The organism is Bifidobacterium sp. W8110 (genome assembly GCF_016101375.1).
GTDB classification, from domain to species: Bacteria; Actinomycetota; Actinomycetes; order Actinomycetales; family Bifidobacteriaceae; genus Bombiscardovia; species Bombiscardovia asteroides.
Genome location: NZ_JACFQO010000002.1, coordinates 596,857 through 622,280, shown reverse-complemented (window position 1 = coordinate 622,280; position 25,424 = coordinate 596,857). Strand labels below are relative to the sequence as shown.

General features: G+C 63.8%; 15 protein-coding genes. 6 read left to right on the top strand and 9 right to left on the bottom strand.

Features of this window, described 5'->3' with window-relative positions; genetic code table 11:
* Positions 1-271 precede the first annotated feature (271 nt).
* The 6 genes from H3T88_RS05540 (at position 272) to H3T88_RS05515 (ending at position 12,554) form a co-directional block, all read left to right on the top strand.
* Positions 272-3,829 (top strand): RCC1 domain-containing protein, encoded by a 3,558-nt coding sequence (locus tag H3T88_RS05540; protein WP_198203843.1) that lies wholly within the window; start codon positions 272-274, stop codon positions 3,827-3,829.
* Between the two features lie 503 nt (positions 3,830-4,332).
* Positions 4,333-4,479: a hypothetical protein gene (locus tag H3T88_RS05535; RefSeq protein WP_198203842.1), complete on the top strand. Its 147-nt coding sequence runs from the start codon at positions 4,333-4,335 to the stop codon at positions 4,477-4,479.
* A 241-nt stretch (positions 4,480-4,720) separates the two neighbouring features.
* Complete coding sequence (locus H3T88_RS08840) at positions 4,721-7,549, top strand: RCC1 domain-containing protein (protein ID WP_332461018.1); 2,829 nt, start codon at positions 4,721-4,723, stop codon at positions 7,547-7,549.
* Positions 7,550-8,052: 503 nt separating this feature from the next.
* Positions 8,053-8,199: a hypothetical protein gene (locus H3T88_RS05525; protein ID WP_198203840.1), complete on the top strand. Its 147-nt coding sequence runs from the start codon at positions 8,053-8,055 to the stop codon at positions 8,197-8,199.
* A 235-nt stretch (positions 8,200-8,434) separates the two neighbouring features.
* Complete coding sequence (locus tag H3T88_RS05520) at positions 8,435-11,431, top strand: RCC1 domain-containing protein (protein WP_332461017.1); 2,997 nt, start codon at positions 8,435-8,437, stop codon at positions 11,429-11,431.
* 319 nt (positions 11,432-11,750) lie between these two features.
* Complete coding sequence (locus H3T88_RS05515) at positions 11,751-12,554, top strand: Bax inhibitor-1/YccA family protein (RefSeq protein ID WP_198203838.1); 804 nt, start codon at positions 11,751-11,753, stop codon at positions 12,552-12,554.
* A 50-nt stretch (positions 12,555-12,604) separates the two neighbouring features.
* Here H3T88_RS05515 and acnA read toward each other — a convergent pair whose 3' ends face one another.
* The 9 genes from acnA to H3T88_RS05470 all read right to left on the bottom strand — a co-directional run bounded on the left by acnA (position 12,605) and on the right by H3T88_RS05470 (position 25,398).
* Complete coding sequence (acnA, locus tag H3T88_RS05510; protein WP_198203837.1) at positions 12,605-15,337, bottom strand: aconitate hydratase AcnA; 2,733 nt, start codon at positions 15,335-15,337, stop codon at positions 12,605-12,607.
* Between the two features lie 110 nt (positions 15,338-15,447).
* Entirely contained in the window at positions 15,448-17,946 is a 2,499-nt protein-coding gene (locus tag H3T88_RS05505; protein ID WP_198203836.1) for an HAD-IC family P-type ATPase, read from the bottom strand.
* Complete coding sequence (locus H3T88_RS05500; protein ID WP_198203835.1) at positions 17,943-18,575, bottom strand: hypothetical protein; 633 nt, start codon at positions 18,573-18,575, stop codon at positions 17,943-17,945. Before H3T88_RS05500 ends, H3T88_RS05505 begins: the two co-directional genes overlap by 4 nt.
* A 1-nt stretch (position 18,576) precedes the next feature.
* The gene (locus H3T88_RS05495) at positions 18,577-19,863 is read right to left on the bottom strand and encodes a class I SAM-dependent RNA methyltransferase (protein ID WP_198203932.1); all 1,287 of its coding nucleotides are present in this window, start codon (positions 19,861-19,863) and stop codon (positions 18,577-18,579) included.
* Positions 19,856-20,542: a DUF3159 domain-containing protein gene (locus H3T88_RS05490; RefSeq protein WP_198203834.1), complete on the bottom strand. Its 687-nt coding sequence runs from the start codon at positions 20,540-20,542 to the stop codon at positions 19,856-19,858. Before H3T88_RS05490 ends, H3T88_RS05495 begins: the two co-directional genes overlap by 8 nt.
* A gap of 4 nt (positions 20,543-20,546) precedes the next feature.
* The gene (locus H3T88_RS05485; protein ID WP_198203833.1) at positions 20,547-21,404 is read right to left on the bottom strand and encodes a DUF3710 domain-containing protein; all 858 of its coding nucleotides are present in this window, start codon (positions 21,402-21,404) and stop codon (positions 20,547-20,549) included.
* A 37-nt stretch (positions 21,405-21,441) separates the two neighbouring features.
* A complete protein-coding gene (locus H3T88_RS05480) occupies positions 21,442-23,439 on the bottom strand; it encodes a dipeptide ABC transporter ATP-binding protein (protein ID WP_198203832.1) in 1,998 nt (665 codons plus the stop codon).
* Positions 23,440-23,450: 11 nt separating this feature from the next.
* On the bottom strand, positions 23,451-24,440 hold the full coding sequence (locus H3T88_RS05475) for an ABC transporter permease (protein ID WP_181415592.1): 990 nt from the start codon (positions 24,438-24,440) through the stop codon (positions 23,451-23,453).
* 31 nt (positions 24,441-24,471) lie between these two features.
* Positions 24,472-25,398, bottom strand: a complete 927-nt coding sequence (locus H3T88_RS05470) for an ABC transporter permease (protein ID WP_015021632.1) — start codon at positions 25,396-25,398, stop codon at positions 24,472-24,474.
* Positions 25,399-25,424 lie beyond the last annotated feature (26 nt).

Here is a 25,424-nt window from a genome sequence, read left to right as displayed (position 1 = left end):
CTCAGTACCAGACAATCGCTGTAAACAAACGCTATTCCTCAACAAAAATTCATTGTCGTCAAAGAGCTGATTTGGCTTGTATGTGTTGTCTGTGGGCTGGGTGGTAGGGTGAGAGATAGGGGAAGTCGAGAAGACGACTGGGTTCCGCCATGATTCACGCAGTCTGTTGCGCGGACTGGCGTTGAGCGATTGGCAGCTTTCCGACGGGGAGAACCTTATTCTGCAAGCGGCGTTTGCTCCGCTTGGTGTTTGGTGAAGGGGCTTATGAGTCATGCGTCTGGGTACCCGGCTGCGTCGCATCCTGGTGATGATGATCGTCCTGCTGGGTCTGCTGGCGGACCTGGGTGTCGCATCCGCCCAAGAGAACGCTCCCATCCCCTCCGGGGAAGGGGGTCTTCAGACCCCTGGCGTAGCTGACGGAGCCTCCGCCACTCCCCCCAGCAACGCAACAGACATGCCACTTTCCTCGCCCTCACCAATACAAGCCACCACGCCACTAAGCCCCACGCCAGGCGCCCCGTCATCGGCGACGGGCACTCCGGACAGCACAGACCACGCTCCGGCCAAATCAGGGGAGAAGACAGATGATCAAGCCGTGCATACAGTGCGCTTCGACCCGACCGACGGCAGCAAGCCCACCCAGGCGAGCGTGAAAACCGGCATTTTTGCCACTCCCCCGCAACAGAATCCTCAGCGTCAAGGCTTCCGATTCGAGGGGTGGACGCTTGACGGCCGGCCCTTTGACTTCCGAACCCCCGTCCTCCAGGACATGACCTTGAAAGCCCAATGGTCGAAGGCCACGGACTGGACGCTGAGCCCGGACCACGGGCCCGCTTCCGGAACAGTCCTGACCATTAGCCCGCCCGACAGGCAGGAACCTCAATTCGCCGGCATCCAAGCCGCAGGAAACCAGATCCTCGGCCTGACCGGGGACGGACGCATCTACACATGGACGCAGGACGGCACACCCAAGCAGGTTCCCGCCCCCTTCCAGGCCGCCGACGGGTTCCGCTACTTGCAGGCCGCAGCCGGCAACCGATGGCAGGCAGCCCTCGGATCGGACCAACGAATCTACACCTGGAACAGCCAGCAGTCGACGCCCGCCATCCTCGACACCGGCCAGGATCCCGGGTTCACCAGCATCAGCATCACCGATAATCGGCTCCTGGCAGTGGACCGGCAGGGACAGGTCTACGCCTATCAGTCCAGGGATGCCGACAGCCAGGACCCGAACCCGAAATTCATACAACAGGCCACAACCAGCCTGCCCGGAAAAGCGCAGGCCGTCACCGCCACCGCCACCGCCATTGGCAGACGGATCCTCATCGTGGACGCGGACGGAAAGGCCTGGGCGTGGGGCACGACTGATACCGGAAACGCCAAACCCGCACACGTCAAGCAGAAGCCGGGCATGCGCATCGTCCAAGCCCAAGCCCTCAACCAGGGGTTCCTCCTCCTGAATGAGAACGGGCAGGCCTGGTATCTCGCCGATGGCATGAGCAGCCCCACAGTCGCCGGCCTGCCCGACGGCACGCAGATCAGCAGAATCAACAGCAGCGGCGATCAGGCCACAGTCCTTGACAAAGACGGCCACGTATGGGCCTGGAAGCCCGGCGAAGCGCCCACCCGGGAGGACGACGGAAACCAGCAGTACATGCAGGCCACCGCTGCCGGCAGCAGGATAATCGCCATCAGCAGGCAGGGCGGCTTGTTCGCGTGGAATCCAGATGCTCAAGACAAGCAAAATCAGCCAGACCGGCTCGACACCACCCAGGCGCCCATCCTGGAATCAGCCAGCCTGGACTGCCAGCCGCTTAAACTCAGCAAACAGAACGGCACCTGGCAGACGGACGCCCCAGCCCACAAGCCAGGGCAAACCACCATCACACTCGTCGGCAGGCAGGATGGCCGGCCCTTCACCAGGAGCCTTAAATACACGGTCGACCAGACCCTGACCAGAGAGGTCCGACAGGGCTCCGCCTATGCGATCCATTTCAACACGGGCGAAGGAGGCCCGACCCCACAGGACCAGAGCATCCAGCCAGTCTACGGCAGGGTCCAGCGCCCCTCCCCCGACCCGACGCGCGAAGGCTACCAGTTCGACGGATGGTTCACCGGCAACATCGCCTACGACTTCAGCAAACCCGTCACCGGCAACCTCACCCTCAGCGCCAAATGGACGCTTGTAGACCCCAACAACACGTGGAAGATCAACCCCAACAAGGGCAGCCAGCTGGGCAAGGAAACCACCACTATCACCCCGCCAGACGCCAACCGAGGCATCAGATTCAGCCAAGTCAGTGGCGGAGGATACGTATATGCTGATCTGACGGGGTATTCACTGGCTGTGGGCAGCGACGGGAACGCCTACGCCTGGGGCAACAACGAGTCCGGCCAGCTCGGCAACGGCACGACCGCCCAGCAGAACACGCCCGCCCCGGTGCCAAAGCCCGCAGGCGCGCCCACGGATTTCACCTACGTGCAGGCTGATGCCGGAGGCTACCATTCGCTGGCCGTCGGCAGCGACGGCTACGTGTACGCCTGGGGGCTCAACGACCACGGGCAGCTCGGCAACAACACCACATCCAATTCATCAACCCCTGTGCGCGTGCACGGGCCCGGCAACACCGGTGAAGGCCTGAAGGCGATCCAGGTCGCCGCAGGAGCCTGGAACTCCTTGGCATTGGGCGCCGACGGCACCGTATACACCTGGGGCAGCATATCCAAAGGAGGCGGCTATGACTGCTCCAGCCCGCAGAACGTGCCCACAACCGTCAAGGACCCCTCGGATGCCAGCGGCGTCCTCCACGCCGTGCAGATCAGCACAAGTTGGTCCTTCGACATGGCCCTAGGCCAGGACGGGTATGTGTACGTCTGGGGCTACAACAACCATGGCCAGATCGGCAACAACACCACCGACAATAGTTTCCACCTCACGCCCAGCCGTGTGTTCGCCTCCAACAAGTCCACGGCTGCTGCGGGCCCCTGGCTGAAGGCCGTCCAGGTGAGCGCCGGAAGCTGGTTCGCATTGGCTATCGGCGAGGATGGCAACACATGGGCATGGGGCTACAATGAGTACGGTTCGCTCGGCAACGGCTACAGCAACACAGATGCAGACACGAATTATATCCCCCAAAAGGTGCGATACCCCGCGAATGCGGGCGCAGTGGCAGCCGTGCAGGTGAGCGCAGAAGTTTACCATTCATTGGCCGTCGACACGGACGGGAACACCTGGGCATGGGGCCACAACGACTATGGTCAGCTCGGCGACAACACCACCATTGACCGGAATTCCCCTGTGAAGGTGTTTGCCTCCGCGCAGTCCACGAGCTCGGCCGGACCCTGGTTGAATACCCTGCAAGTCAGCACAGGATGGCGGCATTCACTAGCGATTGGCACGGACGGAGTCGCCTACGCCTGGGGACAGAACTGGTATGGCCAGCTCGGCAATCCCAATGCAGGAAGGCAGAGTCCTGTTCCTTCACCGGTGTCGTTCAACCTACAGCCGGTGATCACCGGCGTCACCTTCGACACCAGCCCCGGCACGAACCTGATCCGCGGCGATGGCAGCAGCGCCAGCGTGACCACGCCCGCACACCTGCCGGGCACAGTCACAGTCAGCGTCAACTACACAACGGGCGGCGCGGGAAATACCCTGACCGACACTTCCCTCAGATATACGTACATGCCCGCAGGAGTCCTCCCCAAGGCCGGAGGGGAAGGCATCCTGCTGGTCCTGGCCACCGGTATGACCGGCATGGGCGGGATCCTGGCATCCCGCCGCCACCGGAGGGAAACACGCCAACTGTCACAAGCTTCGCACGAGTAAGACGGGCCGGGCGGCGTATCAATCCCCCCGCCCCCGACCCATATAGGGGGGGGGGCAGGGAGAAACGTGTCATTTAAGTAAGGCTCAACCCCAAGAGAGCCGACACCCCTCCCGCGCCCCCACCACACTTCTGCCTGTGAGGATACAGGCAAACCTCTCTTGTTGCCGCCCAGGAAGGGAGATGAACACAGAAGAGTCGACTATAGAGTTTGCAAAGTTTGCAACTCGAGCCGGCCCGGACGCTGTCCGTGCTCCCGTTCTCAAATAACGCTGTCAACAACGACTCTCCTTGACAGAGAGGATCACTGCCGCCAAGCAACTGCCTCTGGTTCGTGTGTTGTCTACTGACCGGGTGGTAGGGTGAAAAACAGGGGATGTCGAGAAGACAGCTGGCTTCCACCCCGATTCCTGTAATCCGATGCAGGGCTGGCGCTGGCAGGTAGAATTTCAAATGATGAGCGGCGTTTGTTCCGCTTGGTGTTTGGTGAAGGGGTTTTGGTTTCATGCATCTGGTTTCCCGTCTGCGTCGCACAATGGCGATGACGATCGTCCTGCTGGGCCTGCTGGCAGGCCTGGGCGTCGCATCCGCCCAGGCGGACGCTCCCATACTCACCGGGGGGGGGGGGTCGTCAGACCCCTCGCGTAGCTGAGCAAACCCCCGCCACTGTCCCCGGCAACGCATCAAATATCCCACTTTCCTCGCCATCGCCGATACAAGCCACCCCGCCATTAAGCCCAGCAACGCCAAGCCCGCACACCCCGTCACCGCCGACGGGAACACCTGAGGGCACAGGCTCCGCTCCGGCCAAGTCAGCAGAGAAGACGGCTGATCGCGCCACGCACACGGTGCGTTTCAACCCGGCCGACGGCAGCAAGCCCACACAGGAGACCGTGAAGACCGGCACCCTCGCCACGCCCCCGCAACACAACCCTCAACGTGAGGGCTTCCGGTTCGACGGCTGGACAGGTGACGGCCAGCCCTACGACTTCCAGGCTCCGATCCTGCAGGACACGACCCTGAAAGCCCAATGGTCGAAGACCACGGACTGGACGCTGAGCCCGGAGCACGGGCCCGCCTCCGGCGCCAGGCTGACCATCAGCCCGCCCAGCCTGCAGGAACCCTGTTACACGAGCATCCAGGCCGCAGGTAACCAGATTGTGGGCCTGACCGGGGACGGCCGCATCCACACCTGGACACAGGAGGGCACACCCGTGCAGGTTCCCTTCCCGGCCCAGGCTCCCGACGGGTTCCGTTATCTGCAGGCCGCGGCAGGCAGCCGACGGCAGGCCGCATTGGGATCCGACCGGCGGATCTACATTTGGGACAGGGGCCAATCAACACCCACGATCCTGGACACCGGCCAGGACGCCGGGTTCACGAGCATCAGCATGAACGACGACCGGCTGCTGGCCGTGGACCGGCAGGGACAGGTCCACGCCTATCAGGCCGGACAGGCCGACAGCCAAAACCCGAACCCGAAACCCGCAGCACAGGAAACCATCGGCCTGCCCGGAAAGGCGCAGGCCGTCACAGCCGTCGCCTCCGCCAGCCGGATCCTCGCCCTGGATACGGACGGGCAGGCCTGGACCTGGGAGACGGCCAATGCCGGAAGCGCCAAGCCTTCACGCGCCGAGCAGGACCCGGGCATGCGCACCGTTCAGGCCCAAGCCCTCAACCAGGGGTTCCTCCTCCTGGACGCGGACGGGCAGGGCCGGTACCTGGACGACAACACAGCCAGTTCCGCAACCCTCGGTCTGCCCGAAAACAGAAAAGCCAGCCGTATCGCCGCCAACAAGGACCAGGCCGTGATCACCAGCACGGACGGCCGCATCTGGACCTGGAAGCCCGGCGCAACAGCCGTCCGGGCAGACAACGGGGAACAACCCTACACACAGGCCGCCGCTGCCGGCAGCAGCATCACCGCCATTAACCGACAGGACGACATGTTCACGTGGAGCCTGGACGCTCAAAACAATCCGGGCAAGCCAGCCAGAACCGACAATGCCGCCGGACCCACCCTGGAATCAGCCAGCATGGACGGCCAGGCACTGACACTCAGCAGGAAAGACCGCTCCTGGCAGACGGAAATCCCCGCCCGCAAGCCCGGGCCAGCCGCCATCACACTCGCCGGCAGGCAGGACGGCCAACCCTTCACCAGGAGCCTCAACTACACCGTCGACCAGACCCTCACCAGAGACACCCAGCAAAGCACCACTTACAAAGTCACTTTTAATGCGGACGGAGGAAACCCCGAACCAGCAGATCAGAATTTCTCCACCCCAAACAGCAGAGTCAAACGCCCCTCCCCTGACCCGACGCGCGAAGGCTACCAGTTCGACGGATGGTTCACCGGCAACATCGCCTACGACTTCAGCAGACCCGTCACCGAAAACCTCACCCTCACCGCCAAATGGACCTTCCAAGACCCCAACAACACGTGGAGCATCAGCCCCGATAAGGGCAGCCAGCTGGGGAACGAGTCCACCATCATCACCCCGCCTGACATCACCAGGCGAAACATCAGGTTCAGCCAAGTCAGCGGATCAAAAAACGACAGTAGTACTACCTATGGCTTTTCCTTGGCCGTGGGCAGCGACGGGAACGCCTACGCATGGGGAGACAACAGGTATGGCCAGCTCGGCGACGGAACGACCACCCAGCAGAACACGCCGGTCCAGGTGAAAAAGCCAGCAGGCGTGTCGGCTGACTTCACCTACGTGCAGGTTAGCGCCGGAAGCTATTACTCGTTGGCCTTGGGCAGTGACGGATACGTGTACGCCTGGGGATACAACCACTATGGCCAACTCGGCAACAAGACCAAGTCCGATTCATCAAAACCAATACGCGTGCGCGACCCCGCCAACCCCGAGGACGCAAACAAAGGACTGCAAGCCACACAGGTGAGCGCCGGATACTCTCATTCGCTGGCCGTGGGCAACGATGGATACGCCTACGCCTGGGGATTCGACTACTGCGGCCAACTCGGAAATAACAGCACAACGGATTCGACTGTTCCTGTGCACGTGCGCGACCCCGCCAACCCTGATGACGAGAGCAAAGGACTGCAAGCCACACAGGTGGACGGTGGATACGAGCATTCATTGGCCCTGGGCAGCGACGGATACGCCTACGCCTGGGGAGAGAACGATAAGGGCCAGCTCGGGAACAATACAACCAGCGGCTACTATTACCCTGTAAAGGTGCTCGCCTCCGAACAGTCCACAAGCAAGGCCGGCCCCTGGCTGCACGCCGTGCGAATAATCGCCGGTGACCAGCATTCGCTGGCCATCGACACGGACGGGAACACCAAAGCATGGGGACGCAACGACTCTGGTCGACTCGGCGACGGCACCACAAACAACAAATCGGCTCCTGTGCCGGTGGTGTTTAACCTGCAGCTGGTGATCACCGGCGTCAGATTCGACCAGACCCCCGTATCAGGACTGACCAACGGCGATGGCGGCAGCGTCACCGTGCTCACGCCCGAACACCTACCGGGCACAGTAACGGTCAGCGTCGACTACACATTGGTAGGCGCAGCCCAAAAGCCGGACACCTCCCTCAGATACACGTACCTGCCTGCAGGCACTCTTCCTGAGGCGGGCGGGGAAGGCATCCTGCTCACCCTGGCCGCAGGCACAATGGGCATAGGCGGGGTACTGGCATCCAGCCGCCACCGGAGGGAACAACACCAGCTGCTTCATGCTTCGCACGAGTAAGACCGGCCGGGCGGCGTCCCCCCGCCACCGGCCCACCTAGGGGGAGCAGGGAGACCAGTGTCAATCAAGGCTCAACCCCAAGAGAGCCGACACTTCCTCCCGCGCCCCCACCACACTTCTGTAGGCAGAAGCCGAGGGCAGGCATGCACCCCCCCCCTAAGAAAGAAGCAAACTCCAGCTAAGCTAGTCGAGAGACGTGTAAACTCCCAGCCAGTCCGGCCACTGTTCATTTCCCTACAAACTCGTAGTTGCTGTAAGCAACCGCCCTTACTCGAGCATCAAGTTCAATATCGACGGGCAACTGGGCTATCGTGTGAGTGCTATCTGCTGGATGAGTGGTAGGGTAAAAATCGGGGTGATGGAAAGACAGCTAGCTTTCGCCACGGTTCCTGCAATCGAATGCAAGACTGGTGTTGAAAGGCAGAACTGCTTTCCGGTAGACAAGACGTTTGGTGGCAAGCGGCATTGGCTCCGCTTGGTGTTGATGAAGGGGTTTACGAGTTATGCATGTGGTTTCCCAACTGCGTCGCACGTTGGCGATGACGACCGTCCTGCTGGGCCTGCTGGCAGGCCTGGGCGTCGCATCCGCCCAGGCGGACGCTCCCATACTCACCGGGGGGGGGGGGTCGTCAGACCCCTCGCGTAGCTAACCAAACCCCCGGCACCCTCCCCAGCAACGCAACCAACGCCCAACTGCCATCACCCTCACCAATACAAACCTCCACGCCATTAAACCCAACAGCAAGCCCAAGCACCTCGTCATCGACGACAACACCTAGCAACACGGACACCACACCGACTCAATCAGCCGAAAAGACAGATAATCAGACTTCGCACACAGTGCGCTTCGACCCCGACGACGGCAGTAAGCCAACACAGTCAACCGTGAAAACCGGCACCTTCGCCGCTCCCCCGCAACAGAATCCACAACGTGAAGGCTTCCGGTTCGACGGATGGACTCATGATGGCCAGTCTTTCGACTTCCAGACCCCCATCCTTCAGGACATGACCCTGAAAGCCAAGTGGACCAAGACCACGGACTGGACGCTGAGCCCGGACCACGGGCCCGCCTCCGGCACCCGGCTGACCATCAGCCCACCAAGCAGACAGGAACCCTATTACGCCAGCATCCACACCATTGGAAACCAGACTGTCGGCCTGACCGGCGACGGCCACATCTACACATGGGCGCAAGACAGCACAACAGAACAGGTTTCTCTCCCCGCCCATGCTGCCGATGGGTTCCACTACCTGCAAGCAGCAGCCGGCAACCGATCGCAGGCCGCATTGGGAACCGACCAGCACATCTACACTTGGACCAGCCAACAGGCCATTCCCACCATCCTCGACACCGGCCCGAACACCAAGTTCACCAGCATCAGCATGGACAATGACCGGCTGCTGGCCGTGGACCAGCAGGGACAGGTCCACGCCTATCAGACCAGCCAGGCCGACAGCCAAAACACAAAACCGAGAGAACAAGCCACAACCAGCCTGCCCGGACAAGCGCAGGCCATCACCGTCGCCGCCTCCGACAGCCAGGCTCTCATCGCGGACGCGGACGGGCACGCCTGGACATGGAATACGACCATTGAGAACTCCAAGCCCGAACGAGTCAAACAGGATCCGGGCATGCGCACCGTCCAAGCCCAAGCCCTCAACCAAGGGTTCCTTATTTTGGACGCGAAAGGACAGGCCTGGTACCTGGCCGACAACACTACTGCCGTGATCCAGATCAGTCTGCCGGACAGCGCGCAGGTCAGCCGGATCACCGCCAACAAGGACCAGGCCATGATTGTCGACGAGAACGGCCACATCTGGGCCTGGAAACCCGGCAAAACACCCGCCAGCGCAGACAACGGAAAGCACCACTACACGCAGGCCGCAAGCATAGGCAACAGCATCATCGCCGTGGACAAGCAGGGCGGCGTGTTCACCTGGAATCTGGGCGAGCAGGACCAGCCCGGCCAACCAGCAAGAATCAACACCGCACAGGCGCCCATCCTGGAATCAGCCAGCATGGACGGCCAGTCGCTGAAACTCAGCAAGAAAGACGATTTATGGCACGCGGAGATTCCCACCCGCCAGCCTGGGCAAACCGCCATTCTCATCGCCGGCAAACAAGACGAGCAGCCCTTCATCAGAGACCTCAAATACACCGTCGACCAGACCCTGACCAGAGATGCCAGCCCAAAGGCCGGCCACTCCGTCAGCTTCAACGCGACAAGAGGAGACCCGACCCCAGATCCGCAGCAGATTCTCTACCCTTACGGCAGAGTCAAGCGCCCCACTCCCAACCCGACGCGCGAAGGCTACCAGTTCGACGGATGGTTTATCGACAACATTGCCTACGACTTCAGCAAACCCGTCACCAAGGACCTCATTCTCACCGCCCACTGGACGTCAGGCACATGGACCATCAACCCCGACAAGGGCAGCCAGCTCGGCGAGCAGACAACCACTATCACCCCGCCACCCGGCCAAGGCATAAAATTCAGCCAGATCAGCGGAGGAAAAGACTATAACACTGGCTTTTCCTTGGCTGTAGGCAGCGACGGAAACGCATATGCCTGGGGAGACAACACGTTTGGCCAGCTCGGCGACGGAACAACCATTCAACGGACCACACCGGTCATGGTGAAGAAGCCTGATCACAAGACGTATCCGGATCTGCCAGCGGATTTCACCTACGTGCAGGTCAGTGCTGGAGGCCAACACTCGCTGGCCGTGGGCAGCGACGGATACGCATACGCATGGGGACACAACGACTCTGACCAGCTCGGCAACAACACCAGCGACAACCATTCGTCTATCCCTGTGCGCGTGCGCGATCCCGACAGCCCAACTGATACGAGCAAAGGACTGAAAGCCACACAAGTCAGCGCCGGATACGATCATTCGCTAGCCACGGGTAACAACGGGAACACGTACGCCTGGGGAGACAACAAGTATGGCCAGCTCGGCGACGGGACAACCATTCAACGGGCCACGCCCGTCATGGCGAAGATACCTGATCAGAAGACGTATGCGGACCTGCCCGGGAATTTCACTTACGTGCAGGTGAGCGCCGGAGGCGATCATTCGCTGGCCGTGGGCAGCGACGGGCACGCCTACGCATGGGGATACAACTACTATGGCCAGCTCGGCAGCAACACCAGCGACAACCATTCGTCTATCCCTGTGCGCGTGCGCGATCCCGACAGCCCAACTGATACGAGCAAAGGACTGAAAGCCACACAAGTCAGCGGTGGACAAGAGCATTCGCTAGCCGTGGGCAGCAACGGGTACGCCTACGCATGGGGATTAAACAGCTATGGTCAGCTCGGCGACAACACCAGAAACAATCGGACAATCCCCGTGAAAGTGTTCGCCTCCAATCAGTCCACAAGCTCGGCCGATCATCGGCTAAATGCCGTACTAATGAGTGGCGGTTGGCGGCATTCGCTGGCGATCAGCACGGACGGAAACGCCAACACATGGGGAGAAAACCGGTATGGCCAGCTCGGCGACGACTCCAGAAACGACTCGAACGTTCCTGTGTCGGTGGTGTTCAATCTGACGCCGGTGATCGTCGGTGTCAGATTCGACATCAGCTCCGGCGCGAACCTGACCAGTAGCGATGGCAGCAGCGTAAGCGTGCTCACGCCTGCACACCAGCCGGGCACAGTCACGGTCAGCGTCGACTACACGATAGGCGGCGCAGCACAACAGCCGGACGCCTCCCTCAAATACACGTACCTGCCTGCAGGCGTGCTCCCCCAAGCCGGCGGGGAAGGCATCCTGCTCGCCCTGGCTACGGGCATGACCGGAATGGGCGGGGTCCTGGCCTCACGCCGCCACCGGAGAGAACAGCACCAGCTGCTTTACGCTTCGCACGAGTAAGAAAGGTCGGAGGCGTATCAATCCCCCTGCCCCCGGCCTATACAGGGGGAGCAGGGAGGAAAAGTGTCGCTTAAGGCTCAAACCCCAAGAGAGCCGGCACCCCTTCCCGCGCCCCCACCACACTCCATCCATCCCGCCAAGGATAGACGGCCCATAAGGACAGCGGGCAACCCACCATAGCGGGATGTGGGCATGCAACCACCCCGGCCATTCCCACCTGATTCCAGCCAGAGCAAACACCCTTTATACCGCCAAACCGGCCATGTAGACTTGAATAAGACGACCATCCCGCCACAGGTGGGAAGACAAGGAGGAGCAGATGGCTTTCAACGGGAATCCGCGGCCGCAGGCCCCATACGGTCAGTACGCGCAGCAGCCGATGCCGACCATGCAGGGCGGTGAGCCCTACGGCATGGGCGCGCCCATCGACACCAACGCGGCATACAGCTTTGAAAAGGCGGAACGGGTCTCCATGTCCCGCGCCTATGCGGAGATGGCCGTCGGCCTGCTGGTCACCGCCCTTACGGCCTACCTGACTGCCCGCACCGGTCTGCTCCTGGCCTTCATGCAGGCCACGGGCGCCCTTGGCTGGATCGGCATGGCCGTGGTCCAGGTGGCCTTCGCCATGATTCTGAGTGTCCGGGTTATGCGCATGCGCACCTCCACCGCCCGGGTCATGTTCTACCTCTATGCGGCCCTGATGGGCTTCACCCTGAGCACCATCTTCATCACCTACTCCCTGCCGTCCATCATGCTGACCCTGGTGATGAGCGCAGGCTTCTTCTTCGTCCTCAGCATGCTGGGGCTGACCACACGGCGCAACATGCTGGGCATGGGGTCCATCTTCATGGCCGGCCTGCTCATGCTGATCCTGGTCCAGGTGGTCATGCTCTTCCTAGCCCCCTCCGACACGGCCCTGCGCGTGGTCTCGGCCATCGGCATCATCCTCTTCGCCGGGCTGACCATGTATGACGCCCAGCAGACCAGGGTCATCTTCGCCACCTATCGCAGCCAGGGGCCGGAGGCCATCAAGCGGGTCTCTATCCTCTGCGCCCTCAACCTCTACCTGGACTTCGTCAACCTCTTCCTCTACATCCTGAATCTGGTCGGCGATCGCAACTGACAAAAAAGAAAATCCCCGCCCCTAACCTTGGGGCGGGGATTTTTGTATCTTCAGGCCTCCTGATCGGCCCTGGCCAGCAACCCACGCAACACATACTGCAGGATGCCGCCGTTGCGGTAGTACTCGGCCTCGCCAGGTGTGTCGATGCGCACCTTGGCCGCAAACTCCACCCTGCTGCCGTCTGGCCGCTGAGCCTGCACCTGAATCTGCTCGGGCAGGGAGTTGTTCAGGGCATCAACGCCAACCAGGTCGTAGGTCTCCTGGCCGTCCAACCCCAGGCTCTGGGCCGACTGACCCGCAGGGAACTCCAGCGGCAGCACGCCCATGCCGATCAGGTTGCTGCGGTGGATGCGCTCGAAGGACCTGGCAATGACGGCCCGCACGCCCAGCATCCTTGTGCCTTTGGCCGCCCAGTCCCTTGAGGAGCCCGTGCCGTACTCGCTGCCGGCCAGCACCACCAGGGGCGTGCCCTGCCTGGCATAGTCCTGCGCCGCCTCGAAGATGGTTGTCTCCTGGCCGTTCAGAAAGTCGTAGGTGAACCCTCCCGGGCGTACATCCAGCCCCACCGAGGCCAGCAGCTGGTTGCGCAGGCGGATGTTGCCGAAGGTTCCCCGGACCATGACCTCATGGTTGCCGCGCCGGGAGCCGTAGGAGTTGAAGTCCCTGGGGGCTATGCCGTGCTCCTGCAGGTAGCGGCCGGCCGGCGCGTCGGCCTTGATGGCCCCCGCGGGCGAGATGTGGTCGGTGGTGACCGAATCCCCCAGCAGGGCCAGCACCCGGGCCCCGTGAATGTCCTCCAGGGGGTCGGGCTGAGCCTTCATTCCGTCGAAGAAGGTCTGGCGGCGGATGTAGGTGGAATCCTGATCCCAGTGGAAGAGCCCGCCCTCCGGCACCTCCAGCTTCCGCCAGCGGTCATCCCCGCCGAAGACGTCCGCATAGTCGCGCAGGTACATGTCCCGGTCCAGGGCGGTGCCCACCACAGACTCGATGGCCTCCTGGGAGGGCCAGATGTCCGCCAGCATGACCGGCTTGCCCTGGCTGTCCCGGCCCAGGGGGTCGCTCCAGGGGTCGAAGTCCATGGTGCCGGCCAGGGCGTAGGCCACCACCAGGGGCGGCGAGGCCAGGTAGTTCATCTTCACATCCGGGCTGATGCGGCCCTCGAAGTTCCTGTTGCCCGAGAGCACGGCCGTCACCGTCAGGTCATGATCGGCGATGGCCTGGTGGATGGCCGGGTCCAGGGGGCCGGAGTTGCCGATGCAGGTGGTGCAGCCGTAGCCGACCAGCTCGAAACCCAGGGCGTCCAGGTCCTTGCTCAGGCCGGTCCGGTTCAGATAATCCGTCACCACCTGGGAGCCGGGAGCCAGCGAGGTCTTGACCCAGGGCTTGGGCTTGAGGCCCCGGGCGCGCGCCTGGCGGGCCAGCAGACCGGCGGCCACCATGACCGAGGGGTTGGAGGTGTTGGTGCAGGAGGTGATGGCCGCGATGACCACATCCCCGTCCCGCAGGCTGAACTCGCTGCCGTCGGCCTTCTTGACGGGCACAGCCTCGCCGTCGCTGTCCCTGTCCTGGTCGCTGTAATCCTTCAAGTCCCGATGGAAGGTCTTCTGGGCCTGGTCCAGCAGGATGCGGTCCTGGGGCCTCCGGGGGCCGGCAATGGACGGACGCACCGTGGACAGGTCCAGCTCCAGCACCTGGGAATACTCGGGCTCGGGGCAGTCGGCATCCTCCGGGTCCATCCACAGGCCGTTGGCCTTGGCATAGGCCTCCACCAGGCGCACATGCTCGTCGCTGCGGCCGGTCAGACGCAGGTAGTCCAGGGTAATTCGGTCGATGGGGAAGATGGCGCAGGTGGAGCCGAACTCGGGGCTCATGTTGCCCAGGGTGGCCCGGTTGGCCAGGGGGACCTGGGCCAGGCCCTTGCCGTGGAACTCCACAAACCGGCCCACCACGCCCACCTCGCGCAGCATCTGGGTCACGGTCAGCACCACGTCGGTGGCGGTGACCCCCTCGGGAATGGACCCGGTCAGTTTGAAGCCCAAGACCTGGGGCACCAGCATTGAGATGGGCTGGCCCAGCATGGCCGCCTCGGCCTCGATGCCGCCCACGCCCCAGCCCAGCACACCCAGGCCGTTGACCATGGTGGTGTGCGAGTCGGTGCCCACGCAGGAGTCCGGGTAGACCAGGGCCGGCCCCTCCCCTTGGGTCCTGTCCCTGCGCATGACCACCTGGGCCAGGTACTCCAGGTTGACCTGGTGGATGATGCCGGTGCCCGGAGGCACCACACGGAAGTTCCGGAAGGCCTGCTGGCTCCAGCGCAGGAAGCGGTAGCGCTCACTGTTGCGCCGGTATTCCATGTCCATGTTGTGTTCCAGGGCGCCGGGCACGCCGGAGCTGTCCACCTGGACGGAGTGGTCGATGACCATCTGCGCGGGGATGAGCGGGTTGACCAGGGAGGGGTCGTCGCCCAGGGCCTTGACGGCATCGCGCATGGTGGCCAGGTCGACCATGCAGGGCACGCCGGTGAAGTCCTGCATGAGCACCCGGGCGGGGCTGAACTGGATCTCCCTGTCTGGCTGGGCCTTGGGGTCCCAATCCAGAAGCTGGTCCAGCTGGTCCCGTGTCACCGTGGTCCCGTTCTGGTGCCGCAGCAGATTCTCGGCCAGGATGCGCAGGCTGTAGGGCAGGTGGTCGATTCCCGGCAGGTCGCTGATCCGGTAGTATTCGAACTCCTCGGAGCCCACCTTGAGCTTGGAACGACCGGCATCTTGTGCGGATTCTGACATGCACCACCCCTTCCTTGGACGCTCAGGCACTGCCCTTGCGCCCATGTGGACCGGCGGCGGGAGGACCCCAGGCCGTCAGTGACGCTATCTGTGCTTTTTAGGTTCCACTCTTAGCCCCGATGTGTTACCTGATGGATGTAACGTGCGCATGCTGGATAGCCCAGGACGGCCAGGACCATGAGCAGGGCTCCGACCAGGGCGAAGGCCACGGTGGCGGCCAGGGCCGGACCGGAGGGCAGGCTGATGGCGAAGAACCGCGCCACCAAGGGAATCAGGGCCCCGATCACCCCAGCTGCGGCGAAGAAGAGGACCAGCAGGCCCCTCCAGGAGCGCAGGGGCCGGGCCACCTGTGTCAGGACCAGCACGCCCATGCAGAAGAGGACGATGGCGCAGACCGACCGCCAGCGCCCCAGGTCTCCGGGCCGGGCCAGGTTCAGGCCCAACAGGCCGGGAAGGCTCCAGGCCGCCGCCAGCACAATCAAAGCAGTGGCGAAGCCCGAGGGCAGGGCGAAGGTGACCACACGCTTGAGGAAGCCGGGCCGGTAGCGCCTGGTGTTGGGGGCCAGCGCCAGGAAGAAGGCCGGCGTGCCGATGGTCAGGGCGCCGATGTAGGTGATGTGCCGGGGCAGGTAGGGGAAGGGGATGCCGGTCAGGACCACGCCCAGGGAGATCAGGGCCGAGTAGACGGTCTTGACCAGGAAGAGGCCGGCCACACGCTCCATGTTGGCCATGACCTGCCGGCCACGGGCCACCACGTCGGGCAGGTGGGAGAAGCGCGAATCCACCAGGACCAGCTGGGCCACGGCCTTGGTGGCGGCCGCCGCATTGCCCATGGCGATGCCCAGGTCCGCCTCCTTCAGGGCCAGGGAATCGTTGACCCCGTCGCCGGTCATGGCCACCGTGTGGCCCTTCAGGTGCAGGGCCTGGACGATGGCCTTCTTCTGGTCGGGCAGGACCCGGCCCAGCACGTCCACGTCCTCCAGCACCTCGGCCAGGGCTGCCGTGTCCTTGGGCAGCTGCCGGGCATCCATAGCCCGGGGCGCCCGGTCGCCGGTCAGGCCCACCTTGGTGGCGATGGCCGCCACCGTGGCCGGGTTGTCGCCCGAAATGACCCGGCAGCGCACGCCCTGCTGGCGAAACCAGGCCAGGGTCTCGGCAGCGTCGTCGCGGATGTGCTCCGAGCAGGTGATCAGGGCCAGGGGCTTCAGGTTCCCGGGCAGGTCGGGACTGCTGGTGAAGTAGTCAGGCTGGTCGGTGCCCGGGTACCCGCCGGGGGCGGCCAGCATCAGCACCCGGTAGCCGCGGTCGGCCAGGTCGGCCACCTGCTGGTCCACCTGGGGCCAGCTGCCCGCCTGGGGTGCCAGGAGCATCTCCGGGGCACCGAAGTACCAGATTCTGCCGGACTGGTCGGCCACGGCGCTCCACTTGCGGGCCGAGGAGAAGGGCAGGCGGCTGACGGCCCTGCCCGGGTGCAGGTCGTCCATCCCCTTGAGGATGGCACGGCCGGTGGCGTTGGGGCTCTCCTCCGCGCAGACGTCCACCAGGGCCTGCCGCAGCTGCTGGGCCGGCAGATCCTCGGCCAACGGGTGCAGGTCGTCGTAGACGATGCCCCCGTCGGTGATGGTACCGGTCTTGTCCAGGTTCAGGGCATCCACCCGGGCCAGGGTCTCCACGGACTCCATCTGCTGGACCAACGTTTGATGCCGGGCCAGGCGGATGGCGGCCAGGGCGAAGTTCAAGGAGGTCAAGAGGACCAGACCCTCGGGGATCATGCCCACGACCCCGGCCACGGCAGACACCACGGCCTGCCGCCAGGCTCCAGTGGCCAGGGCAGTCTGGAAGCCGCCCACGGTCCGCATCTGCGTGAAGATGAGCAGTAGGCAGAGGGGAATGACCACCACGGTCATGACCTTGAGGATGGTGTTGATGCCCTCGTTCAGGTCGGAGCGGACCTTCTTGTAGACCTTGGCCTTGGCCGTCAGCGTGGCGGCGTAGGAGTCGGCGCCCACGGCGGTCACCTGGGCCAGGGCCATGCCCGAGACGGCCGTGGAGCCCGAGTAGACCTGGTCGCCCGGCTTGTGCTTGACCGTGCGCGACTCGCCGGTCAGCATGGACTCGTCCAGCTCCAGGCCGTAGGTGTCGATGATCTTCGCATCGGCGGGCACCTGGTCCCCGGAGCGGATCCAGAGCAGGTCCCCCTTGACGATGGCATCGTGGGGCACGGTCAGGTTGCGCCCATCCCTGCGCACCGTATAGTCGGAGGCCACCAGGATGGACAGCCCGTCCAGGGTGTGCTTGGCCTTGAGCTCGGTGGCCACGCCGATGCCGGTGTTGATGATGATGACCAGGCCGAAGACCGCGTCCTTCCACTGGCCGGTCAGCAGGACCACCACCATGGCGGTCAGGATGATTCCGTTGAAGAGGGTGAAGACGTTGTCGCGGATGATCTGGCCCAGGCTGCGGGAGGTTTGGTCCTGGGAGACGTTGACCAGGCCCTGGGCCTTCAGCCGCTCCACCTCCTGGGGGCTCAGCCCCGGCCTGTCGGTCTCCGGAAAGCCTGTGTCCGCCGTTGTGCCCGTAGTCGGCTCTTGCTCATTGCCTGTGCTCATCCTTGGCCCCCCTCTCGGTCGGCGCTCAGGCGCACGGCCATGATCCTTGCATGCGGTCCGTCGTCCACAATGGTCTGCAGGGCGTCGGCCAGCAAGGGCGCATGTGGATTCCCGGCAGGATCGACCGGGTGGACCGTAGCCGCATAGTAGAGCCTACCCGGGTCAGGGGTCCAAGCCTTGGCGCTTTGAGCGAACTCTACCACAGGGATGCCCGCCTTCCGGGCTGCCTTCAAGGCAGGGGTCCAGTCGCCGGCTCCGGGTCGGCGAATCAGAATCAGACTGACCCCGCGGTTGATGGCATCCTGCACCCCATCCTGTTGATCGCCGGTGGACTGCGCGGAGGAGAAATAGCCCTTCATGCGCTGCGCCTGCAACGAGGCCAGGATACGGCTGTCAAGACCGGTATCCGGGTCCTTGTCATCCTTCTGCGGGCATCCAATCAAAGCCACGAGCGTGTCGGAGCGATCCACGCCATCATGAGGCACGGTGCCCTCATGCCAGGAGTCGCCCACGGCCCTGTCCTTGGGGGCGCAGCCGGTCAGCATGGGCAGGCCTGCCAGCAGAGCGACCGCCAGCAGTAGACCCGCCAGCCGCCTGACCACTGCCACGATCCGCCCGGCGCGGCTCATGTCAGCGCTGCCTTCCCGCCGTGCGGGTGAAGACAGCCACAGTCTCCACATGGTGGGTCATTGGGTAGATGTCAAAGGCCTCAAGATGCCTGGGGCTGTAGCCCAGGGAGATCAGGGTGCCTGTATCCCTGGCCAGGCTGGTCGGGTCGCAGGCCACATAGATGATGGTCTGCGCCCCGCTGGCAGCCAGCAGTCGGCAGACTTGAGCCTTGGCGCCGGCCCTGGGCGGATCCAGCAGGATCAGGTTGGGATGGCCCAGCCCCTTGGGCGCACCGCCAGCCAGGACCTTGGCCACGTCTCCACGACGCAGGACCACCCGGTCCAGTCCGGCCTGCTTCACGTTGCGTTTCGCGCTGGCAATGGCTCCAGCGGATCCCTCCACAGCCAGGAGCCGGGCCCGTCCGTCGGCCAGAGCGGCCAGCGGCAGGGTGAAGAGCCCTGACCCGCAGTAGAGGTCCCAGATGACCGGTTCGGCAACCCTATCCAAGGCCTGCCTGGCCTGGTCCAGAACCGCCTTGGTCAGCACGACCGGTGCCTGGCGGTGGACCTGCCAGAATCCGTCAGCCCGAACCTGGTATTCAGGTCCTGCTCCGGCCTCCAACCGCTCCGTCAGCAGGCGGCTCCCCTTGCCCAGGCGACCATCCACCAGCAGGGCGAAGTTGTCGTCGACCGGTCCCCCATCGCGCGGCTGGGGCACAGCCAGGCGTATGCGGGCACCAGCAGGCAGGCCGCCCTCCCAGATGCCCAGTTCGTCGGCCAGGTCCAGCAGCTCCTGGGTAGCCAAGGGCATGGTCTGAATCGGCAGACGGTCATGCGAACCCCGACGGCGCATGGAAGGGCGCCCCTGGTCGTCGGCCACCAGCTCGATTCGGGTCCTCCAGTGCAGGCCGCCCAGCTCCTCATCGCCCGGAACACGGACCACCGGCACTTGGACATCCACCCCGCCCATACGGGCCATCTGCTGACCGATCAGATCGGCCTTCCAGGCCAGCTGACCGGGCAGGCTCACGTGAATCAGATCGGCGCCGCCCAGTCCACCTCCCCAGGCAAGCGGGCCAGCCAAGGGCCAGACGGGGTCACGGCGGTCAGGGCTGGCCTCCAGCACCTGGGTGACCTCGCCCGTGGCGAATCTGCCTGCCCGGCCGTGAGGCTCGTCTAGGAGGACCTCTACCAGCTCCCCGGGCAGGGCAAAGCGGACAAAGACCACCCGACCGTCCTCCAGGTGACCCACGCAACGGCCCTGGTCGGCATAACGTTCGATGCGCAGACGAACCCTGGTCTCAGTCATGATCGGCATGAACCTCCTGGTCGGCCTGGCGACGATGGTAGGGGCCACCGATCAGCAGCCAGCTGACCCAGATGCCCAAGGCAAACAGGGGCAGGCCCAGAATCAGGCGTGCAGCGCCAAGAAACCCCACGGAACCAGTCAGATAGAGCGGCACCTGAATCAGCAGGCGCAACGCAAAGACGGCAATCCAGACCAGGGTGGCCTGGGTATAGGCCCGTACCAGTTCCGGCTCGCCACGCCAGGAGGCCAGCCACGGCCTCCAGCCTGAGACGACGGGTCGGCGCAGGTACTCCACCAGCAGGCCTATGCCGGGCATCCGGGCAAGCAACGATGCCCCAAGAACGATGATCCAGAAACCGTTGGTCAAAAATCCTGGCAGGTAATAGTTGCGGGCATCCCGGGTCAACCATGCGGCCACCAGGCAGATGCCCACCGAAAGCAGACCGGTCAGCGCCCCCAAAAAGGACTGCCGCTGGACCAGGCGAATCAGGAGCTGCACAATGGCCAGGGCCGCCGAAACCACCACGGTCAGGCCCAGTCGGCCGGTCACCAGGAAGAAAACCAGAAATACCAGCCCTGGCAGCAGGGACTCGACGATCCCCCGCCATCCGCCGATGGCCTCCATGACGGAGAAATCGTCGTCAGCCAGCGCAGCCAGCCCGGAATGCTTCTGCTTCACAGCCTCAGCGAACCTCCGAGAACATGGGTCCGCGAGACAGTGTGGTCTTCACCTCGGTCTGCTGGTCCGAGTCGAAGGGACCCTCCGGCTTGCCAGGAATCTGCGCACTCTCGTCGTCCTTGGACTTCGAGTCTTCGGCATCTCCTCGGCGCTGATTGGGGGTGATGGGCGCATGCATAGGAACCAGGTCACGAGGGGCCAGGGGCTCATCGCCGCGGACAACCACCATGTCGGCCAGGTAGCCGTCGAGGACATCCTTCTCCTTGCCGCCCTTGGCCGCAGGGCCGGAGAAGATGCCTCGCAGCATCCAGCGGGGTCCGTCGACGCCCACCACCCGGGTCAGCAGGTTCTTGCCCTTTACCTTGACAGGCAGGGTCAGCTCCTTGCCGAAGACGCCGTCCACCTCCTTGCAGGAGGGGTTGGCCTTGAGCAGGTCAGCCCGGACCTCGTCCCACAGGCCCAGGGACTTGGGGGCCGCGAAGGGCTCCAGCTCCAGACTGGAGGACTTGTAGGTGATGGTGGCCCCCAGCACGTCGCCGGTCTGCGAGTTGGCCTTGAGCCTCAACTCACTGCCCTGCAGGAAGGGCAGCATCAGGGCGCCGATGTCCAGGTACTCATCGGTGTCGGGGGCCTCGGGATCCGTACTGTCCCAGGGGCCTTTCCCGCTCTGCTCGGCTTCGTCCCGCCCCGCAGCCGTCTCATCACCGTCGGCCTGAGAGGTTTGTGAGGTCTGGTCGGGTTTCTCTGTGGACTCCTCAGCGTCCCTGGACTCGTCGAGCTCCTTGGACTGGTCCTTCTGATCCTCGACATCCTCCTCGGCCTGTCGCTTGGCGCGTTTCCTGCCGAAACCGAACAATCCCATGATGCCTCATTTCCTTGTGAGTCTGTGCAAAGGATACTTAGTCAAGACCCAGGCGCAGCTTGCCGCCGGGGATGGCGTCCAGCAGGTCCTTGGTGTACTGGCGCTGCGGATGGTCGAAGACCTCGTCGGTGGTCGCGTGCTCCACCAGCCGGCCGTGCTGCATGACCACCACCTCATCGGCGATCTGCCTGACCACGGCCAGGTCGTGGGTGATGAACAGGTAGCTCAGCCCTTGCTCGGCCTGCAGGTCGTTGAGCAGCCGCAGCACCTGGTCCTGGACCAGCACGTCCAGGGCGGAGACAGCCTCGTCGCAGATGATCACATCCGGATTCAGGGCCATGGCCCGGGCGATGGCGATGCGCTGACGCTGGCCTCCGGAGAGCTCGTTGGGGTAACGCCCCATGACCGACTCGGGCATCTCCACCATGTCCAGCAACTCCTTGACCCTCCTCTGCCGGGACTTGGCGTTGCCGATCTTGTGGATGCGCAGGGGCTCCTCAATGGAGCGGTAGATGGAGTACATGGGGTCCAGGGAGCCATAGGGGTTCTGGAAGACCGGCTGGACGTGCCGCCGGAATTCCATGAGCTGACGGCTGCCGAAGTCGGCGATGTCCTGGCCCTCGTAGGTCACCCGGCCCGAGGTGGGTTTGAGCAGGTGCAGAACCATGTTGGCCACGGTGGATTTGCCGGAGCCGGACTCCCCCACGATGGCCAGGGTGGTCCCCCGCTTGACCGAGAAGGAGACGTCGTCCACTGCCTTGAACATCTCCTTACGGCGCGGCAGCCTGAACTCGCGGGTCAGGTGCTCCACGGTGATGACGTGCTCGCTGCGCTCCAGGGTGCTCTCGCCCTTGACGTGGTGCTCCAGCAGTCCCTCGGCATCCTGGCCGCGCTGCTTGGCGGAGATGATGCGCTGGGAGGCCAGTGAGGGCGCAGCCTGGACCAGCCGCTTGGTGTATGGGTGCTGGGGGTGTTGCAGAACCTCCAGGCTGGGTCCGGACTCCACCACCTGGCCCCGGTACATGACCACGATGTGCTGGGCGCGTTCGGCTGCCAGGCCCAGGTCGTGGGTGATGAAGAGCACGGCGGTGCCCAGGGATTCGGTCAGGCTGCGCAGGTGGTCCAGAATCCGCTTCTGGACGGTCACATCCAGAGCGCTGGTGGGTTCATCCGCAATCAGCAGGTCGGGACGGGAAGCCAGGCCGATGGCGATCAGGGCGCGCTGGCGCATGCCGCCGGAGAACTCATGCGGATACTGCCGGGCCCTGGTGGCGGCCTCGGGCAGCCCGGCCTCCGAAAGCAGGCCGGCGATGCGGTCGTTCATGTCCGAGCCGGTCACATGCTCCTTGGCCAGCGTCCAGGCTGTGTCGTCATTCACACCGGCGTCGATCAGGGATTTGGCCACGCCCCAGCGGGTCTCGGAGCCCACATCCCACTCGGACTTCATGGCCTCCATGGTCTTGTCCACGTCGGCGACCCCGGCATCACTCAGTGCCTGACGGGCAGCCTCGAGCAGACCGGGCAGGTCCTTGGAGGAGATGAAGAGCTCGTCGTCGGACTTCTTTACCTTCACCTCTTCGTCGCCAGCCAAGGCCTTGGCCAGCCGGGAGCGCTTCTCCCGGGAGACATCCATGTGGTTGGCGGTCAGCGCCTCCTTGACCTGGGAGCCGATGCGCCAGACCGGGTTCAGGTTGCTCATGGGGTCCTGCGGGACCAGGCCCACCTGGGATCCGCGCAGCGCCTCATAGTCCTTGCGGTTCAGACCCACCAGCTCGCGGCCATTGAGCCGGATGCTGCCGCCGGTCACCTTGCCGGTGCCGGGCAGAAGGCCCAGCACAGCCATGGCAGAGGTGGACTTGCCGGAGCCTGACTCCCCCACGATGGCCACCCACTGGCCGGGGTAGACGTTGAAGGAGGCCTTGCGAACCGCATGGACGGTGCGCCCATCGGCGGTGAAGTCCACCTGCAGGTCCCGCACGTCGAGCAGGGGCTGATTCTCCTGATTGGTGGTCGTATTCTTGTCTGCTTCAGTCATGCTTCCTCCACTCAGGCCGTTCTGCTCTTGGGATCCAATGCATCCTTGACCGCGTCACCCATCATGATGAAGGCCAGCACGGTGATGGCCAGGGCTGCGGAGGGATAGAAGAGGACCGAGGGATTGGTGGTCAGGAGGCTCTGGGCCGTCGAGATGTCCCCGCCCCAGGAGACCACGGTGGAGGGCAGACCGATGCCCAGGAAGCTCAGAGTGGCCTCAGAGACGATGTAGCTGCCCAGCGACATGGTGGCCATGACGATGACCGGGGCAAGTGAGTTGGGCAGGATATGCCGGAAAAGGTTGCGCAGAGGCGTGGAGCCCAGGGCCGTGGATGCGGTATTGAATTCCAGGTTTTTGGCCTCCAGGACGGCGCTTCGGGTGATACGCGCCATGTTGACCCAGCCGAAGAGGGTCAGGGTCAGGATGATCTTCCACAGTGAGGTGGAGGTACGGAACATCTGCAGTAGCACAATGGCACCCAGGATCATGGGGATGGCGAAGAAGATGTCGGTGATGCGGCTGAGCACTGCGTCAACCCAGCCCCCGAAGAATCCAGCGATTGCGCCGATGAGTCCGCCGAAGACGGTGACCAGGATGGTGGTCATGATGCCGATGGCCACCGAGGTTCGGGCCCCATGGATGACGCGGCTGTAGACGTCGCAGCCCTGCAGGTCGAAGCCGAAGGGGTGCCCCGGACGACCTGGCTCCACAGAGTTGGACAGGTTGCAGGCCATGGGGTCCTGTTTGGCGAAGAGGTCGGGGAAGAGGGCCACCAGGATAACCACGATCGCCAGGATTGCGGAGATGATGAAGAGCGGGTTGCGCCTCAGGGTCTTCCAGGCGTCGGCCCACATGCTGGTAGGCGGCACGTCCTCATCCACCGAGTCCACCTCACGCAGGGGCGTCTCGTCGATGGGGGCCACAAACCGCTCCTGCCCCGGCAAGGGGTCGGGGAAGTATACGCGGGCCTGGCTTTCGTTCTGTTCGCTTGACTCGTTCATTGCCGTTTCACTCATAGTCGGTCCCTCTCCCTCACGCATACCGGATTCGCGGATCGAGCACTGCGTAGAGCAGGTCGACCAGGAGGCTGGTTATGACGAAGATCAGGACCAGAATGGTCACGATGGAGACCACCAGGGTGCCTTCGCCCCTCAGGATGGCCTGGTAGAGGGTGTTGCCCACGCCCTGGATGTTGAAGATGCGCTCGGTGATCATGGCCCCGCCCATGAGTCCGCCGATGTCGGCGCCCAGGTAGGTGACCACGGGGATCAGGGAGTTGCGCAGCACGTGCCGCACGATGACGGACCGGTTGCTCATGCCCTTGGCCCGGGCCGTTCGCACGTAATCCTCGGAGATGTTGGAGGTGATCTCCGTCCTTGTCAGTCGGATGATGGAGGCCATGGAAACCGACCCCAGCACGACGGCCGGCATAAGCAGATCGATGAAGCCCGGATTGGCTCCGGCCGTGGCCGGCAGCAGATGCCATTTGACGCCGAACAGATACTGCAGGATGAAGCCGGTGACGAAGGTAGGCACCGAAATCAGCAGCAGGGAGAGAACCAGGATGATGTTGTCCGACCACTTGCCCTTGGTCAGGCCGCCGATGATGCCGAAGATCACACCGAAGATGCCTTCGAAGACGAAGGCCATCAGGGCCAGCTTGATGGTCACCGGGAAGGCCCTGCCGATTACGCTGATCACGGGCTGTCCGGCGAAGGTGTTGCCGAAGTTCAGGGTAAGCGCGTTCTTCAGGAAGAGCACATACTGCACGATGAAAGGTTTGTCGAGATTGTATTCCGAACGTATCTGTGCGGCAACGGCCTGGTTGACCGGCTTGTCCCCGAACATAGCGGCCACAGGGTCGCCAGGAAGCGCGAAGACCAGCGCGTATATCAGCAGTGTCGTACCGAGAACGACGGGGATCATCTGCAGAATACGTCGCAGAAGATATTTTCCCATCGGCTATTCTCCTTTGTCATCCGCGA